Here is a 16310-nt window from a genome sequence, read left to right as displayed (position 1 = left end):
ATGTATAACACCCTGAATATCGACGCCGACACACTCCGCCAGAACAAGGCCGAGTACACCGCGCGCGAAATCGCCCAGCAGCCGGATTCCTGGCAGCGCACCGCCGCCCTCGTGGAGGCGCAGCGCACGCAGCTGCACGCATGGCTGCAGCCACTGCTGCAACAAAGCTCCCTGCGCATCATCCTCACCGGTGCGGGCACGTCCGCCTACGCCGGCGAGACGGTCGCCCCCTACCTCACCCGCGCCATGGAGCGCCGCGTGGAAGCCATCAGCACCACCGACCTGGTGAGCAACCCACACGAATACCTGCTGCGGCAGGTGCCCACCCTGCTGGTTTCCTACGCCCGTTCCGGCAACAGCCCGGAGAGTGTCGGCGCCTATGACCTGGCCAACCAGTGTGTAGCGCAGTGCTACCACCTGGTCATTACCTGCAACCCTGACGGGGAGTTGGCCAAGCGCGCCAGCGGTAGCGACAACAGCTATTCCCTGCTGATGCCAGAAGAAACCCTGGACCAGAGTTTCGCCATGACCAGCAGCTTCACCTCCATGCTGCTCGCCACTCTGGAAGTGTTTGCGCCGCAAGCCGCCCAGCTACCGGCGCTGGCCGCAGTGACCCGCAACCTGCTGGAGAACCAGCTCCCGGAAATCCAGCGCATTGCCCAGCAGGACTTCAAACGGGTGGTCTTTCTCGGCGCCGGCGGACTGAAAGGTATCGCCACCGAGGCCGCGCTGAAAATGCTGGAACTCACCGCCGGCAAGGTGGACTGCCATGCGGAAAGCCCACTGGGTTTTCGTCACGGCCCCAAGTCCATGCTCGACGACAAGACATTAGTGGTGCTGCTGCAAAGCAACGACGCCTACTGCCGCCGCTACGACGACGATCTGCTGGCGGAGCTCAAAAAAGACGGCACCACACCGTGGATCCTGTGCCCCGCCGATTTCGCAGACACCAGCGCACTGGCAGAAGCCTGGCTCGCGCTGTACTACATCGTGGTTGCGCAGGCGCTGTCGTTTTACAAATCCCTGGCGCTGGGGATTACCCCGGACAACCCCTGCCCCACCGGTGAAGTGAATCGCGTGGTACAGGGCGTGACCATTTATCCCCTGGAATCAGGCAGCGCAAGCGAGTAATACAGTTGATTTACGGACTGGACATTGGCGGCACCAAAATCGAAATCACATGTTTCGATGACCGGCTGCGCAAGCTGGACAGCGCGCGGGTCGCCACCCCGGTGGAGGACTTCAACGGGTTTATCGACACACTGGTAACGCTGATCGAAGAGGCGGATCAGCGCCACGGTGGGCGCGGGCTGGTGGGCATCGGCATGCCCGGCCTGATCGACCGCGAGGGACGCACGCTGTCGGCCAACGTACCCTGCGCCACGGGAAAAAATGTCGCGCAGGTTTTGCAGGCGCGCCTGCAGCGGCCGATTGCCATCGCAAACGATTGCCGACTGTTTGCCCTGTCGGAAGCTCACGGTGGTGCCGGCGACGGTTACGCCAGAGTGTACGGCGCCGTACTCGGCACCGGCGCGGCCGGGGGCCTGGTCATCAACGGCGAACTCTACCGCAGCCGCCAGGGCATTGCCGGTGAGTACGGACACCACCCACTGCCTGCCGCACTGCGCCAGAAGTACCAGCTACCGCTGCTCAATTGCGGCTGCGGCCTGGTGGGCTGCCTGGAGCCGTATATTGCCGGCCCCGGCCTCGCCAACCTGCACCGGCAGTACTGTGGCCAAACGGTGACGGTACCCGAGCTGGTTGAACGGTGGCGCTCTGGCGATACCCATGCGCTGGCCACCCGGGAAATTCACCTGGACCTGCTCGGCGCTGCCTTTGCCAACCTGATGATGGCCCACGACCCGGACGTTATTGTGCTGGGCGGCGGCCTGTCGCGTATCGAAGAACTGTACCGGGATTTGCCCCGGGCCATCGAAAGCCACCTGTTCGCCGGCTTCACGGCCCCGCCCATTGTGCCGCCCACATTCGGCGATGCCAGCGGCGCCCGCGGCGCGGCACTGCTCGCCCGGCAGTTTGCGGAAAGCCCGCACTAGCCCGCCCTACACCATCCAAGGCCTTTCGCATGAACAATGCCATGAACGACGCCATGAACGACGCCATGAACGATGCCAAAAACACTCACCCGGTGTACTTAAAGCCGCAGACCATCTTTACCGAAACGGCGGCGCTCTGCGGCCACTACCTCGGCATCGAGGGCGGCCGCATCAGTGAAATTACCGCAGCGCCCACCAGCGGTGTGCCGGTCATTGAACTGCCGGGAATCACCCTGGTACCGGGCCTGATCGACCTGCACATTCACGGCCGCGAAGGCTGCGATGTGATGGACGCGACACCGGAGGCGCTGCAAACCATCTCGCGCTCCGTGGCACAGCACGGTGTCACCGGTTTCCTCGCCACCACGGTCACCAGCAGCTGGGAAGAAACCCTCGCCGCCATGGACAACCTGGGGCGCTCGGCACTGGCGCCGCAACCGGGCGCACGGGTGCTCGGCGGTTACAGCGAGGGATTGTTTTTTGCCAGCGAGCACAAGGGCGCGCACAACGATCACTACTTTCTCACCCCCACTCGCGAACGCATGGATGCCCTGCTCGAGGCCTCCCACCAACAACTGAAAGTCGTGGCGCTGGCGCCGGAAGTGGACGGTGCCATGGAGATCATTCCGTATCTGCAACAGCGCGGCGTCAAGGTCATGCTGGGGCACACCAACGCCACCTACGCGCAGACCTGCGCGGCCCTGGATGCCGGTGCCTGTGGCGGCGTACACGTGTTCAACGGCATGCGCGGCATCCACCACCGCGAGCCCGGCTGTACCGGTGCGGTGCTGGTGCAGGATGCCAACGTGGAAGTGATCGCCGATGGGGTACACCTGCACCCGGCAATTCTGCAGATGATCTGTAAATTAAAAGACCCGGCGCGCGTCACCCTGATCAGCGACTGCATCAATGCCGGCGGTCTTGCTGACGGCCGTTATCAACTGGGCAAAATGGACATCAATCTGGAAGCGGGTGTGGCGCGCACCGACAGCGGCTCGCTGGCCGGCAGCACCCTGACACTGGAACGCGCCGCCGCCAACCTGCACAAGCTCGCAGGTATCGAATGGCGCGAGGCACTGCATATGGCGAGCCTGTCGCCGGCAAAATTCCTCGGCATCGACGACTATACCGGCTCCATCGCTCCCGGCAAGAATGCCGATCTCGCACTGCTGAATGCCAATGGTGAAGTAGAAGCGACGTTTGTCGCGGGCAAGCCGGTATTCTGTTGCGATACGCTTGCGCCATTCCTGGCAGAGCTGTTCTAAACCGCCAAAAAAAGCCGGCCATAGCGGCCGGCCAATCCGTCAGAAAACTGCGCTGATCCTCTTACGCGGACTCCGCCAGCGTTAATCCGGCGCGCACGGTCCGGGTTGCCTCCACCATGTTCAGCAGCGCGGAGCCCACCTCCGCCCAGTTGCGGGTTTTCAATCCACAATCCGGGTTTACCCAGAGTTTTTCCGCGGGAATCACTTCCAGCAATTGCTGCAGGCGCGCCACCAGTTCTGCGCGCTCCGGCACATTGGGCGAGTGGATATCGTAAATACCCGGTCCGATCTCATTCGGATAGCCGCCCTGCTCACCAGCAAACACCTGCAACAGGCGCAGATCGGAACGGGCGGATTCGATGGTAATCACATCCGCATCCAGTGCCACAATTGCATCCATGATGCTGTTGAAATTGGAGTAGCACATGTGGGTGTGAATCTGGGTTTCTGCCTTCACTTCACTACAGGTATAACGGAAACAGCCCACCGCCCAGGCAAAATAATCGTCGTGGCCAGACGCCCGCAGCGGTACGCCCTCGCGCAGTGCCGGCTCATCGATCTGGATAATGCCGATACCCGCCGCCTCCAGGTCCCGCACTTCTTCGCGCAGCGCCCGGGCGATCTGCAGGCAGCTCACGGCGCGGGGAATATCCTCGCGCGGGAAGGACCAGTTGAGAATGGTCACCGGCCCGGTGAGCATGCCTTTTACCGGCTTCTTGCTCTGGCTCTGGGCGTATGCACTCCACTGCACGGTCATCGGTTGCGGGCGGGAAATGTCCCCGGCAATAATCGGTGGCTTCACACAGCGCGAACCGTAGCTCTGCACCCAGCCATTGCCGGTGTGGATGAAGCCGTCCAGCTGTTCGCCAAAATACTCCACCATGTCGTTGCGCTCGGCTTCCCCGTGCACCAGTACATCGAGGCCGAGAATTTCCTGACGGCGAATGGCCTCGGCAATTTCCGCACGCAGGTGATCGTGATAATCCTGCGTGGAAATCTCACCGTTGCGGAACTGCTTGCGCACCTGACGCAGCACATCGGTCTGCGGAAACGAGCCAATGGTGGTGGTGGGCAACAGCGGCAGTTCCCAGCGCGCGCGCTGCACCGCCACCCGCTCGGAAAACGGTTGCGCGCGCCAGGTGTTGGCGAGCTCTGCGCGCACCTCGGCCTCACTGCGGCTCTCGGTTTTGGCGGTGTCCGCGAGCTGTGCGGCACCTGGCAGCAGGGCCTGCTGCAGCGCGTTCAGTTCATCGAGTTTCTGGCGGGCGTAAGCCAGGCGCTGCCTGTCGGATTCGGCGAGGCCGCTTTCCGTGGTCAGGTCTACCGGGCTGTGCAACAGGGAGCAACTGGCGGATAGCCACAGGCGCTCCCCCAACTGCTCTGCCAGCGGCGCCAGCGCCCGTTGCCAGTGCGCCAGATCCGTGCGCCACACATTGCGTCCGTTGATCACCCCCACTGAAAGTACCTGCTGGCGACCGAGGGCGCCCACCGTACTGGCCAGCTCTTCGGGCGCGCGCACCGCATCGATGTGCACACCGTCTACCGGCAGGGCAAACGCGAGGTCGAAATTTTCCCGCAACGGAGAAAAGTAGCTTGCGAGCAGCAGTTTGCTACCGCTGGCGTTCGCCAGTGCGGCGTAGGTGGGCGCAAACGCATCGCGCCATTGGGCGGGCAGATCCAGCCCCAGAATGGGCTCATCAATCTGTACCCACTGCGCTGCTGCATCGGCCAGCTGCGCCAGCAGCGCGAGATACTGCGGCAGTAGTTTCGGCAGCAGATCCAGCGGGTTTTCCACACCCCGCCCCAGCCACAGGTAAGTGAGCGGGCCGATCACCACCGGCTTGACGTTGTGCCCCAGGCTCTGGGCTTCCCGCACTTCTTCCAGCAGCCATTCACTGTCGAGGGCAAATTCCTGGTCAGCAGAAAACTCCGGCACCAGATAGTGGTAGTTGGTATCAAACCATTTGGTCATGGCACTGGCGGCCACCGGTGCACCGGAAGGCGCACGGCCGCGCGCCATACGAAAATACTGATCGAGCTTGTTGTCCGCCGCATCGACGGCAAAGCGTTCGGGCACCACACCAAACATCAGCGAGTGATTGAGCACCTGGTCGTACCAGGCAAAGTCGCCGACCGTGGTGTACGCGAGGCCGGCTTGCTGCTGAGCCCGCCAGTTCTGGCTGCGCACCTGTGCGCCCACCGCCCGCAGGGCCTTCTGGTCGATCTCGCCCTTCCAGTAGGCCTCCTGCGCCCGCTTCAGTTCGCGCTGCGCGCCGATACGCGGATACCCAAGAATATGTGTCTGTGCCATGTCCCTTCCCCCAATAACAAACCGCCCCGAGCCAATCGCCGGGGGTACCTAAATCAGGGGGTTGATTCTGCAGGCCATACCATGTTCAATCAATTTCATATTTTTTGCCCGCAACATGAAATTCACTAAAGATGATTGAGCTACGCCACTTGCGCGCCCTGACCACCCTGCGGGAAACCGGCAGCATGGTGCGCGCCGCCGAGCGCCTGCACCTGACCCAGTCCGCCCTCTCCCACCTGTTCCGGGAAATGGAAGACCGCCACCAACAGGCGCTGTTTATCCGTAAATCCCGCCCGCTGCGCTTTACCAGCGCCGGCCTGCGGCTACTGCAACTGGCCGACGACGTACTGCCGCGGGTGGCCGTGGCCCAGCGGGACCTGGCACGGCTGGCCTCCGGGCAGGCGGGACGGCTAAATATCGCCATCGAATGCCACAGCTGTTATCAGTGGCTGATGCCGACCCTCGACGCCTATCGGGACGACTGGCCGGAAGTGGAGCTGGACCTGTCCAGCGGCTTTCATTTCGCGCCCCTGCCCGCGCTGGTCCGTGGCGACCTGGACCTGGTGGTAACCAGCAACCCGGACCCGTCCCTCAAGGGCATCCACTACGCGCCCCTGTTCAGCTTTGAGATGTGCCTGGCGGTCAGCCGCAAGCACCCGCTGGCGGCGAGCAAATGGGTCACGCCGCAGGACCTGGAAAACGAAGTGCAGATTACTTATCCGGTGGAGCGGGAGCGGCTGGATATTTTTCAGCATTTTCTCGACCCCGCGGGCATCGAACCCGCATCGGTGCGCACTGCCGAGCTTACGGTGATGATGGTGCAACTGGTGGTCAGTGGACGCGGAGTATGCGCACTGCCCAACTGGGCGCTTTACGAATATTTACAAAAGGGGCTGGTCAGCCAATTGCGGTTAGGAAAATCCGGCCTGTGGAGTACACTCTACGCTGCGGTGCGCGACGAGATGCGGGACCAGGCATTTTTGCAGGATTTCCTCAGCACGGCGCGGGACACCTGCTTCGCCAACTTGAATGGCGTGCGCACTGCGACCACAACAACAACCGTCTGAATAACACATAACAGTCATTACAAAAGGGGATAAGTATGGCCTCCACACCCAATAGCTGGAGCAAGGCACTCAAGACACTGCACTGGCTCATCGCATTCTTTATTCTGTTTGCCTGGGCCTCCGTAGAACTGCATGAACTCTACGAGAAAGGTGACCCGATGCGGGGCTGGTGGATGGTAGGGCACTTTTCCGTAGGCTTTGCCGTACTGTTCCTGGGTCTCTTCCGCCTCTACTGGCGCGCCACCCACGGCCGCCCGACACTGTACGGCAGCAGCATGCAGAAGCCCGTATCCCTGCTGATTCAGAGCCTGATGTACATCATCATGATTGGCATGCCCCTCAGTGGCCTGCTCATGCGCCAGTTTGCCGGCCGCGACACCACCCTGTTCTGGCTGTTCGACCTGCCCGCCCTCTTCAGCAAAAATATCGAACTGGCTAAACAATTCGCGTTCATCCACAAGGAATTTTTGTGGAACGCCCTGCTCATTCTGCTGGTACTGCATATCGGCGGCGCCCTGTGGCATCACCTGGTCAGCAAGGACAACACCCTGCGGCAGATGCTGCCGTTTGGCAAAACCCAATAATTTTCAGTCAATAAAAACAAAAAGGGCACCCGTTGGGTGCCCTTTTTGTTTATGCCGTTTCATCCCGACAAAAATGCCTATCAATCGCGCGGTTTTTTCGGTTTGCCGGCCGGCTTGCGCTTCTTGGCTGCGAACGGCGGCTTGTCGCCCGCACTGCTGCCCGCCTGCTCGGTAAACTTGGCGATATTCATCGGCCGACCGTTTACGCGCACCTTTTTCAGGTGGTTGAAGATTTCCTTGGGCATGCCTTCCGGCAGGTCCACGGTGGTGTAGTCCGGGTAGATTTCGATGCGGCCGATGTAGCTGCTGTCGAGATCCACTTCGTTGGCGATAGCACCCACCACACTGCCCGGGCGTACGCCGTGATCACGGCCGACTTCGATGCGGAAGCGCTCTTTGCCTTCATCGGGCGGACCAACGTGCTTTTCCTTGTCGAAGGGCTTGCGCTCCCGCTTGCTGCGTTTGCGGTCATCCCTGTCGCCAAAATCACGGTCACGGCGATCGCTGCGGTCGTTGAAATCGCGCTGCTTCGGCTCACGCTCGTCCAGCAGCAATGGCTGGTCGCCCTGCGACATGGCAGCGAGTGCCGCAGCCACGTTCAGCGGGTCCACGTCGTTTGCTGACAGGTACTGTTCCACCAAATCACGGAAAGGTGCCAGGTCAGAGCCGCCTTCCAGTGTATCGGTAATGCGCTGGCGGAATTTTTCCATGCGCGAGGCGTTTACCGCCTTGGCGGTGGGCAGCTCCAGACGTTCGATCGGCTTTTTGGTGGCCTTTTCGATCACGCGCAGCATGCGGCGTTCGCGCGGCGCGACGAACAGGATGGCATCCCCTTCGCGGCCGGCGCGGCCGGTACGGCCGATGCGGTGGATATAGGCTTCGGTGTCGTAGGGAATGTCGTAGTTGATCACGTGGCTGATACGTTTCACGTCCAGGCCACGGGCTGCCACATCGGTGGCGACCACGATATCCAGCTTGCCTTTCTTCAGCTTGTCGATCACCTGCTCGCGCAGGTTCTGTGCCATATCGCCATTCAGGGCAGAGCTGGCGAAACCGCGGGCGGCGAGCTTGTCGGCAATCTCAACAGTGGCGTTCTTGGTACGCACAAAGATGATGGTGCCATCCACCGGCTCGGCTTCGAGAATCCGGGTCAACGCATCCATCTTGTGCAGACCACCCACCGGCCAGTAGCGCTGGCGGATGGTATCGGCGGTCTCGGTCTTGACCTTGATCTTCACTTCCACCGGGTTGCGCAGATGCTCACGGGCAATGGTCGCAACCTCTCTGGGCATGGTGGCCGAGAACAGCGCGATCTGACGCTGATCAGGGATCTGCTCCAGCACCCACTTCACGTCGTCGATAAAGCCCATGCGCAGCATTTCGTCGGCTTCATCCAGCACCAGCATTTTCAGACCGGACAGGTCCAGGGTGCCTTTACGCATGTGGTCCATCACGCGGCCGGGGGTGCCCACAACCAGCTGCACACCGCGCTTCAGTTGCTGGATCTGGCCGCGGTAGTCGGCGCCACCGTAAATAGGCGCAACGTGGAAACCTTTCAGGTTGGACGCGTAAGACTGGCACGCCTCGGCCACCTGGATGGCGAGTTCGCGGGTGGGTGCCAATACCAGTGCCTGCGGGCGCTTGCTTTTCAGGTCAAGGCTCGCCAGCAGCGGCAGCGCAAAGGCGGCCGTTTTACCGGTACCGGTCTGGGCCTGGCCCAGCACATCGCGGCCCTGCAGCAGTGACGGGATAGTCTGTGCCTGAATAGGGGATGGGGTTTCGTAACCCAGTTTGGAAACAGCTTCGAGAATTTGTGTCGGCAGGCCCAGCTGGTCAAAACCAGCAGGTGCAGAATGATCGGTCATATAGAGTTCACTTGAATGTACATAGGAGCCGAGTCGGCGCTCATCCCAATGGGATAACCATAGCGCACGACTGAGGATTGCTGGGCAAGGCGAAGAAGCCCATTAATAGCACCGGCTATTTCAAGCTCATTCAACTCAGAGACAGGGGCCTGTGGCGAGGAGGTCTGTTACCCATTTTGACAATTGTCCCTGTTGGCACCTTACTCGGGCTTAACGCCAGGTACGGGCCAGGACAAGAGGCTGCGCAGTCTACCAGTTTGGCGGAGAACTGCCAGTTTATTTTTTGAGCAGCGCAGAATAATGGATATCTGCAAATCGACCGTCACTGCGATCCTCTTCATAACCACGATTGAAAAACAACACCGATACAAGCACAAGCTGATGCAATGGTCGCAAGGTTATCCGCGAATGTGTAATCCATGTTTCCCACGCAACTGCCTCAAAAGAACATTTTTTAACCTGCTTGAAGGGAGAAGTAAAACAGGTTGCTCAACCCCGTCAACTAACGTTTAATAGTGCGCCAAGTGAGACGGACGTCACAAAACCAAAGAGACCCAAATCTCACTGGAAGAATATTACAAACAAGATAAATTTTGAGGGGGAATCTCATGATCAAGAAAACACTGGCCATCGTTGCTTCGGCGGCCGTCATTGCTGGCTGCGACAACGACTCAAAAAGTCGCCAAACTATTGAAATCCCCAACACTGCACCGGTTGTTGAGGTGGCGCCGACTGAAGCGGCCACGCCCGGGAGCGTGGTCTCCATCAGCGCCGTAGTTACTGACGCTGAAGACAACGTGACCTCTATCCTCTGGGCTCAGACCGGCGGTGCGACGGTTGAATTGAACGGCAGCGAAAGCGAAACTCTCGAGTTTGTTGCCCCAGGATTGAGCGAAGCATCGACCCTTACCTTTAATGTTACCGTTCAGGACGAAGACGGCGAATCCGATACTGCCGCGGTTACTGTTGAGGTTCTTCCTAACGCCGCTCCAACCGTATCCATCGCCGCAGTCGAGCCGGCAGCAACCCAGCAGACCGTTACCCTGATCGCCACCGGTGCTGACGACTACAGCGAAGAGCTGACCTATAGCTGGAAACAGGTGGACGCAGAAGAAGGCTTCGATGTAACACTCGCAACAGAAGCGAACGAAGCAACTTTTGTTGCCCCGGCAACCAAGTTCAACAAGACCCTGACCTTCGAGGTCACTGCAACAGACGACTTTGATGCGAGCAGCCAGGCCACCGCTGAAGCAAAAGTCATCGGTGACATCCACGCGCAAATCAAGGCTCTGACCGATTTCGTTGCCACCTCCGACTTTGCAAACGTCTATGTGGGCGGCTTCCTCGTCAATGACTCCGCAATGGGCAATGGCCTCTTCAAATGGAAGCGTACCGATTCAGGTGCCGCAAAGAACATCACCGCGCCCATCGCGCACTTCCTGCACCGTGCAGGCTATGAAGAGATTGCGGAACTGGCGTTTGAAGATATGTATCAGCGCACCAGCGCTGACCCAACCAGCAACAGCAACTTTGCCAGTGCTGACTTGGGCGTATTCCTGTACGCGCACGAAGTGACCGGCAAGGAAAAATTCCTCGAGGTAGCCGAAGCAATGTGGTCGCAGGTGCAGGCAAAATACGGCCACACGGGCACCAACCCTCCGCGCGATAACTATGCCAGCTACCCGAGCCTTTGGGGCTACGACAGCTATAACCAGCTGATGGGTGCCTATCTGGCAGACAAAAATGGCCTTGAAGGTGCAGACACTTACTTCGCGGCGTTTTCAGCGTGGTACGAGGAAGAGCTGCCTGGCCAGCTGGCGACCAATCCTTCCAATGCGATCTATACCAACCTGATCTACAAAGAGTTTGGCCTGGGCATCCGCGATGAGACCTATACGCTCACCGCAGAAGACCCGGAATTTGGTATGCAGACCGCTGCATACGCACTGCTTAGCCAGACCATTGACAAGGAAACGGCTGTCGATTTCCTGATGGACCGCCTGAGCAACAAGACTGACGACGACTATTCCGAGCCTGTCGCTGAGGCCATTGGCGCCCTGCGAACTTTTGCTGACGAATAACACTCGCCAGGCACAGTCTAAAAGCGCAGCCTCGGCTGCGCTTTTTTTGTTTACAACTTCAGTTAATCAGCTCGGCGAGCACCTGCCAGTGGCAACCACCAACTTTCGTTGTTCAAATACCACAGTACTGTTTTTTCTAAACCACTCGCGAATGATTCCGCAGGGCGGTACCCAAGCTCCTCCCTGGACTTGGACGGATCTATGGAATAGCGGCGGTCGTGCCCCAAACGATCTGTCACAAAAGTGATCAGTTCGTCAGAACGCCCATCGATCGCTTTTCCAGCGCGGGGAAAACGAGCTGCCAAGGCTGGGTCAGTGGAAAACCTCTGATTCATCATGTCGCAGATTCGCTCCACGATATCCAAATTCGTCCACTCATTAATACCACCGATGTTGTAGCACTCCCCCAGGCGGCCTTTCTTGATCACTAGGTCAATACCGCGCGCGTGGTCTTCCACGTACAGCCAGTCTCGGATCTGCTGCCCATCCCCGTAAATGGGCAACGGTTTATCGTGCAGGATGTTGGTAATGACCAGCGGGATCAGTTTCTCCGGGAAGTGGTAGGGGCCGTAGTTGTTGGAGCAGTTGCTGGTGGTGACCTTCAAGCCGTAAGTATGGTGGTAGGCACGCACCAGATGGTCGGACGCGGCCTTGCTCGCGGAATACGGGCTATTAGGCGCGTAGGGGGTGGTCTCGCTGAAGGCGGGATCGTTGGGTTCCAGCGTGCCATACACTTCGTCGGTAGAAACGTGGTGGAAGCGGTGACCTTCCGTGTTCAGCCCCTCGTCCAGCCAGACTTTCTTTGCGGCCTTGAGCAGGCTGTGGGTGCCGATGATGTTGGTCTCAATAAACGCATCCGGGCCGGTGATGGAGCGGTCTACGTGGCTCTCTGCGGCGAAGTGCACCAAGGTGTCGATGTGGTGCTCCTTTAGCAGGGTTTCTACCAGCTCGGTATCGCAGATATTGCCGCGGCAGAATACGAAGTTGGGGTTTTCCGCCACCGGATCGAGGCTGGCTTTATTGCCGGCGTAGGTGAGTGCGTCCAGCACGACGACCTTGTCTTGCGGGTAAGTTTTCATCCAGTAGTGGACGAAGTTGGCACCGATAAAACCGGCACCGCCAGTGACGAGTAGATTGCTCATTTACAGTTCCGCTGAATTGAGGACAGACCTTAATACCTGGCGCCAGTGCTGTAGTGCCTGGCCGGTATCTTCTGCCAACCGGGACTTGTCCAGAACACTGTAGGACGGGCGCGCGGCCGGGGTTGGGTAGTCGGTGGTGGCAATGGGGGCGATATTGACCTGCCGCCCTTTCGGCAACAGGCCTGCACTCATGCCTTCTTCGTAAATAGCTACGGCGAAGTCGTACCAGCTGGCGACGCCGGCGTCGGTACAGTGATAAATACCACGAGCTTCTTGGTTTGCTACCAGCCCGTAAATGTTCTCCGCCAGGGTGCCAGCCCAAGTCGGTGTGCCGATTTGGTCGGCCACCACACCCAGCTGGTCGCGCTCCCGCATCAAGCGCAGCATGGTGGTGACAAAGTTGCCACCCTCGCGATTGTAGACCCAGGCGGTACGCACGATGATGGCTTCGGGCAGTATGGCTTCGACCGCCTCTTCGCCGCGAGCCTTGCTTGCGCCGTATACACCCAGCGGGCTTCTTATATCTTGTGCCCGGTATGGTCGGGACTGCTCGCCGTCGAACACGAAGTCGGTGGAAACGTGGATCAGGCGAATGCCCAGCTCGCGGCAGGCCAGAGCCAGGTTTTCCGGGCCGCGCGCGTTAATCAGGTGTGCCTGTTCGCTATCGGACTCCGCTTTATCCACGGCCGTGTAGGCCGCGGCGTTGATAACAACCTGCGGCTGCTCCCGCGTGAGAACGGCAAAGACCTGCTCTTTATTGGCGATATCCAGCGTGTCGCGGCCATGGGCAACGACCGTGGTATCACTAGGAGCTCGCTGCTGCAACTGCTTACCGAGCTGACCGTTTTTACCGGTGATGAGAATTTTCATTATTTAGACCCCATCAACCAAAGACGGCAGCGTCTTTCAGGAGTTTACCTTCGGCATCCTTGGCGGAAAGCTTGGGGGCCTCACCATTGACCAGGGGCCACTCGATCCCAATTTCCGGGTCGTCCCAGCGCAATGAGTGTTCGTATTGGGGCGCGTAATAATCGGTGCACTTGTAGACGAACTCGGCGAATTCGCTGGTCACGTAAAAACCGTGGGCGAAGCCTTCCGGGATCCAGAGCTGGCGTTTGTTGTCTTCGTTCAGCAGCACACCGACCCACTGGCCGAAGGTGGGAGAGCGTTTGCGCAGGTCTACGGCCACATCGAACACTTCTCCGGACGTAACGCGGACCAGCTTGCCCTGGGTGTGCTCGGTCTGATAGTGCAAACCCCGCAGGATACCCTGGCTGGATTTGCTGTGGTTGTCCTGCACAAAGGTACGCTCGGCACATTCACGATGGAAGAAGTCCTGGCGGAAGGTTTCCAGGAAGAACCCACGCTCGTCGCCGAAGACCTTTGGCTCGATTATTTTTACATCGGGGATTTTGGTTTCCAGTACTTTCATATCAACGTGCAAACCTGGGGTCGCGCTGGGAATCAGCAATCAGCTGCATCAGGTATTCGCCGTAGCCGCTTTTCATCAAAGGCTGCGCCTGCTTTTCCAGCAACTCTGCATCAATAAAACCTTTACGGAACGCAACCTCTTCCGGGCAGGCGATTTTCAGGCCCTGGCGACGCTCAATGGTTTGCACAAATTGAGCAGCTTCCAGCAGGTTATCGTGGGTACCGGTGTCCAGCCAGGCGGAGCCGCGCCCCATCAGCTCGACGTGCAGCTTGCCCTGCTCCAGGTACATGCGGTTGAGGTCGGTAATTTCGAGCTCACCACGGTGGCTGGGTTTGATCTCCCGCGCCAGGTCGCACACCTGATTGTCGTAGAAGTAGAGGCCGGTCACGGCGTAGTTGGACTTCGGCTGCGTGGGCTTCTCTTCGATGCTGATGACCTTGCCTGCATCATCAAACTCGGCCACCCCGTAGGCGCGGGGATCGGCGACATGGTATCCGAAGACTGTGGCACCCTCGGTGCGCTGGTCAGCGCTTTTCAGGACTTCGTTAAAACGCTCTGCGTAGTAGATATTGTCGCCCAGTACCAATGCGCTGGGATTGTTGCCCACGTGCTCACGGCCGATCAGGAACGCCTGGGCCAGGCCGTCTGGGGAGGGCTGCACTGCATAGGTAAGGTTGATACCCCACTGGCTGCCATCTTCCAGCAGCTTCTGGAACAGCGACTGCTCTTCCGGCGTGGTGATAATCAGAATATCTCGGATGCCCGCCATCATCAGGGTGGTGAGCGGGTAATAGATCATCGGCTTGTCGTACACCGCCATGAGCTGCTTGCTGACACCTTTGGTCAGCGGGTATAGCCGGGTGCCGGAACCGCCCGCGAGGATGATTGCTTTTCTATTTGTATTCACTATTTCCATGTGCTTCCCCAAGTGAGTTTCTTCGTGCCTACTGGCTGGGTAATTCGCAGCAATTCGGGGCTCACGAACCTCCACGTAATCACTGCTTTGACTTCCATGTTTTGCCCGGACATTCTACCGGGACTTTGAGCTTCCCCCGCGGTAAACGGGTCGCTCATTTGCGCGGGCTTTACCTGCTCACCCTTTCGGGGTCGCTGGTACGCCAGCCGGACCCGCGCACGATGAGCGTTGGTTTTGGCTCCTCGCGCCCGGGCAGCACTGCCAAATCAAAAAAGGCCGCATCCTTTCGGATGCGGCCTTTTTTGATTTGGTGGAGCTAAGCGGGATCGAACCGCTGACCTCAACACTGCCAGTGTTGCGCTCTCCCAGCTGAGCTATAGCCCCAAAGTTGCTTTCTTGATTGGGTTTCCCCCGAAAGCGAGGCGCATTTTAACAGCGGCCCTTCGGGTGTCAACCAGAAAAAACGACTTTTTAATCAATTAGTTAGAAACCGCTGAGCGGTGGGTGCCCGCGGTTTCTGGTGAATACAGGGTCAGCCGCTGGCCCTGTATTCAATGGCAGCAAGGCCTCAAGCGACGGCTTCGACCCGTGGCTTCTGTTTGGTCAGGAACTCTTGCAGTCCGGCACCAATATCCGGGTGGTGCAGGCCGTACTCGAACTGGGCCTTCATGTAACCCAGCTTGTTGCCGCAATCGTGACTGTGGCCAACAATGCGGTAGGCATCTACCTGCTGGACTTTTAGCAGCTCATCAATGGCATCGGTCAGCTGGATTTCGCCACCGGCTCCCGGCTGGGTTTGATCCAGCAGGAACCAGATTTCCGCCGGCAAAACATAGCGGCCAACCACGGCCATGTTGGAGGGGGCGGCATCGACGCTGGGCTTTTCTACCATGCCGTCGATCTTGGCAACACCACCCACCTTGAGATCTGCACCCAAGCAGTCCACCACACCGTATTTGCTCACATCTTCCCAGTCGACGGATTCCACCATGATCTGGCTGGCACCGGTTTGCTCAAAGTTACGCACCATGGCCGCGAGATTGGTGTTGGTGAGATCGGCGGCGTATTCATCCACCAGCACGTCGGGCAACAGCACCGCGAAGGGGTTGTCGCCAACCACCGGACGGGCGCAGGCAATGGCATGACCGAGGCCCTTCGCCTCTGCCTGGCGCACGGAAATCACGGTGACATCACGCGGGATGATCGCGCGCACTTCGTCCAGCAGCTGGCGCTTGAGGCGATTTTCCAGCTGGGCTTCCAGTTCGAAGGAGGTGTCAAAGTGATTGGTGATGGCGTTTTTACTGGCGTGGGTGACCAGGACAATTTCCTTGATCCCGGCTTTGACCGCTTCATTTACCACGTACTGGATCAGCGGCTTGTCCACGATCGGCAGCATCTCTTTCGGGATGGCCTTGGTGGCGGGCAACATGCGGGTCCCCAAACCCGCAACAGGGATGACTGCTTTTTTGACTGCGGTCATTTTATTTCCTTATTCGTCTGAATGGTTTCCGGTTAATCCGTTAATCCTCAACCTGGCGGGATTCTACCCACGAAATGTGACAACTGTCACACAACTGGTTCGATAGGGCGCCA

13 protein-coding genes and 1 tRNA gene are annotated in these 16310 nt (G+C 59.1%); 6 read left to right on the top strand and 8 right to left on the bottom strand.

Going from position 1 to position 16310, the window contains the following annotated elements; translation table 11 throughout:
* From JF535_RS07385 to nagA, 3 genes are read left to right on the top strand one after another with little or no spacing between them, the layout of a single operon-like run.
* A complete protein-coding gene (locus tag JF535_RS07385; protein WP_207000799.1) occupies window positions 1-1131 on the top strand; it encodes an SIS domain-containing protein in 1131 nt (376 codons plus the stop codon).
* A gap of 5 nt (window positions 1132-1136) precedes the next feature.
* Window positions 1137-2054 carry an ROK family protein gene (locus JF535_RS07380; protein ID WP_207000797.1) on the top strand — a complete coding sequence of 306 codons (918 nt, stop codon included), beginning with the start codon at window positions 1137-1139 and terminating at the stop codon, window positions 2052-2054.
* A 29-nt stretch (window positions 2055-2083) separates the two neighbouring features.
* Window positions 2084-3319 (top strand): N-acetylglucosamine-6-phosphate deacetylase, encoded by a 1236-nt coding sequence (gene nagA, locus JF535_RS07375; RefSeq protein WP_207000795.1) that lies wholly within the window; start codon window positions 2084-2086, stop codon window positions 3317-3319.
* Between the two features lie 61 nt (window positions 3320-3380).
* On the opposite strand, the gene metE is transcribed toward nagA, so the two are convergent.
* Window positions 3381-5630, bottom strand: a complete 2250-nt coding sequence (gene metE / locus JF535_RS07370) for a 5-methyltetrahydropteroyltriglutamate--homocysteine S-methyltransferase (RefSeq protein WP_207000793.1) — start codon at window positions 5628-5630, stop codon at window positions 3381-3383.
* 131 nt (window positions 5631-5761) lie between these two features.
* On the opposite strand from metE, the gene JF535_RS07365 reads away from it, so the two are divergent.
* Window positions 5762-6697, top strand: a complete 936-nt coding sequence (locus tag JF535_RS07365) for a LysR family transcriptional regulator (protein ID WP_207000791.1) — start codon at window positions 5762-5764, stop codon at window positions 6695-6697.
* Window positions 6698-6732: 35 nt separating this feature from the next.
* Complete coding sequence (locus JF535_RS07360; protein WP_207000789.1) at window positions 6733-7281, top strand: cytochrome b; 549 nt, start codon at window positions 6733-6735, stop codon at window positions 7279-7281.
* An 80-nt stretch (window positions 7282-7361) separates the two neighbouring features.
* On the opposite strand, the gene JF535_RS07355 is transcribed toward JF535_RS07360, so the two are convergent.
* Entirely contained in the window at window positions 7362-9146 is a 1785-nt protein-coding gene (locus JF535_RS07355; protein WP_207000788.1) for a DEAD/DEAH box helicase, read from the bottom strand.
* 608 nt (window positions 9147-9754) lie between these two features.
* Here JF535_RS07355 and JF535_RS07350 point away from each other — a divergent pair.
* The gene (locus JF535_RS07350; RefSeq protein WP_207000786.1) at window positions 9755-11227 is read left to right on the top strand and encodes a PKD domain-containing protein; all 1473 of its coding nucleotides are present in this window, start codon (window positions 9755-9757) and stop codon (window positions 11225-11227) included.
* Between the two features lie 62 nt (window positions 11228-11289).
* Here JF535_RS07350 and rfbB read toward each other — a convergent pair whose 3' ends face one another.
* From rfbB to galU, 6 genes are all read right to left on the bottom strand, one after another.
* Window positions 11290-12369, bottom strand: coding sequence for a dTDP-glucose 4,6-dehydratase (gene rfbB, locus JF535_RS07345; RefSeq protein WP_207000784.1), 1080 nt, complete (start codon window positions 12367-12369; stop codon window positions 11290-11292).
* Entirely contained in the window at window positions 12370-13239 is an 870-nt protein-coding gene (gene rfbD, locus JF535_RS07340) for a dTDP-4-dehydrorhamnose reductase (protein WP_207000782.1), read from the bottom strand.
* A gap of 13 nt (window positions 13240-13252) precedes the next feature.
* Window positions 13253-13801, bottom strand: coding sequence for a dTDP-4-dehydrorhamnose 3,5-epimerase (rfbC, locus tag JF535_RS07335; protein ID WP_207000779.1), 549 nt, complete (start codon window positions 13799-13801; stop codon window positions 13253-13255).
* A 1-nt stretch (window position 13802) separates the two neighbouring features.
* Window positions 13803-14717, bottom strand: coding sequence for a glucose-1-phosphate thymidylyltransferase RfbA (gene rfbA / locus JF535_RS07330; protein WP_207000777.1), 915 nt, complete (start codon window positions 14715-14717; stop codon window positions 13803-13805).
* Window positions 14718-15025: 308 nt separating this feature from the next.
* Window positions 15026-15101: transfer RNA gene (locus JF535_RS07325), tRNA-Ala, on the bottom strand.
* 184 nt (window positions 15102-15285) lie between these two features.
* On the bottom strand, window positions 15286-16197 hold the full coding sequence (gene galU / locus JF535_RS07320) for a UTP--glucose-1-phosphate uridylyltransferase GalU (RefSeq protein WP_207000775.1): 912 nt from the start codon (window positions 16195-16197) through the stop codon (window positions 15286-15288).
* Window positions 16198-16310 lie beyond the last annotated feature (113 nt).

Origin of the sequence: Microbulbifer salipaludis, assembly GCF_017303155.1 — a bacterium.
Lineage (GTDB): Bacteria > Pseudomonadota > Gammaproteobacteria > Pseudomonadales > Cellvibrionaceae > Microbulbifer > Microbulbifer salipaludis.
This window is presented reverse-complemented; position numbering and strand designations above follow the sequence as displayed.

Coding starts and splice junctions, on each gene's coding strand:
- JF535_RS07385 (WP_207000799.1), top strand. CDS start 1: ATGTATAACACCCTGAATATCGACGCCGACACACTCCGCCAGAACAAG.
- nagA (WP_207000795.1), top strand. CDS start 2,084: ATGAACAATGCCATGAACGACGCCATGAACGACGCCATGAACGATGCC.
- metE (WP_207000793.1), bottom strand. CDS start 5,630: ATGGCACAGACACATATTCTTGGGTATCCGCGTATCGGCGCGCAGCGC.
- JF535_RS07365 (WP_207000791.1), top strand. CDS start 5,762: ATGATTGAGCTACGCCACTTGCGCGCCCTGACCACCCTGCGGGAAACC.
- JF535_RS07360 (WP_207000789.1), top strand. CDS start 6,733: ATGGCCTCCACACCCAATAGCTGGAGCAAGGCACTCAAGACACTGCAC.
- JF535_RS07355 (WP_207000788.1), bottom strand. CDS start 9,146: ATGACCGATCATTCTGCACCTGCTGGTTTTGACCAGCTGGGCCTGCCG.
- JF535_RS07350 (WP_207000786.1), top strand. CDS start 9,755: ATGATCAAGAAAACACTGGCCATCGTTGCTTCGGCGGCCGTCATTGCT.
- rfbB (WP_207000784.1), bottom strand. CDS start 12,369: ATGAGCAATCTACTCGTCACTGGCGGTGCCGGTTTTATCGGTGCCAAC.
- rfbD (WP_207000782.1), bottom strand. CDS start 13,239: ATGAAAATTCTCATCACCGGTAAAAACGGTCAGCTCGGTAAGCAGTTG.
- rfbC (WP_207000779.1), bottom strand. CDS start 13,801: ATGAAAGTACTGGAAACCAAAATCCCCGATGTAAAAATAATCGAGCCA.
- rfbA (WP_207000777.1), bottom strand. CDS start 14,717: ATGGAAATAGTGAATACAAATAGAAAAGCAATCATCCTCGCGGGCGGT.
- galU (WP_207000775.1), bottom strand. CDS start 16,197: ATGACCGCAGTCAAAAAAGCAGTCATCCCTGTTGCGGGTTTGGGGACC.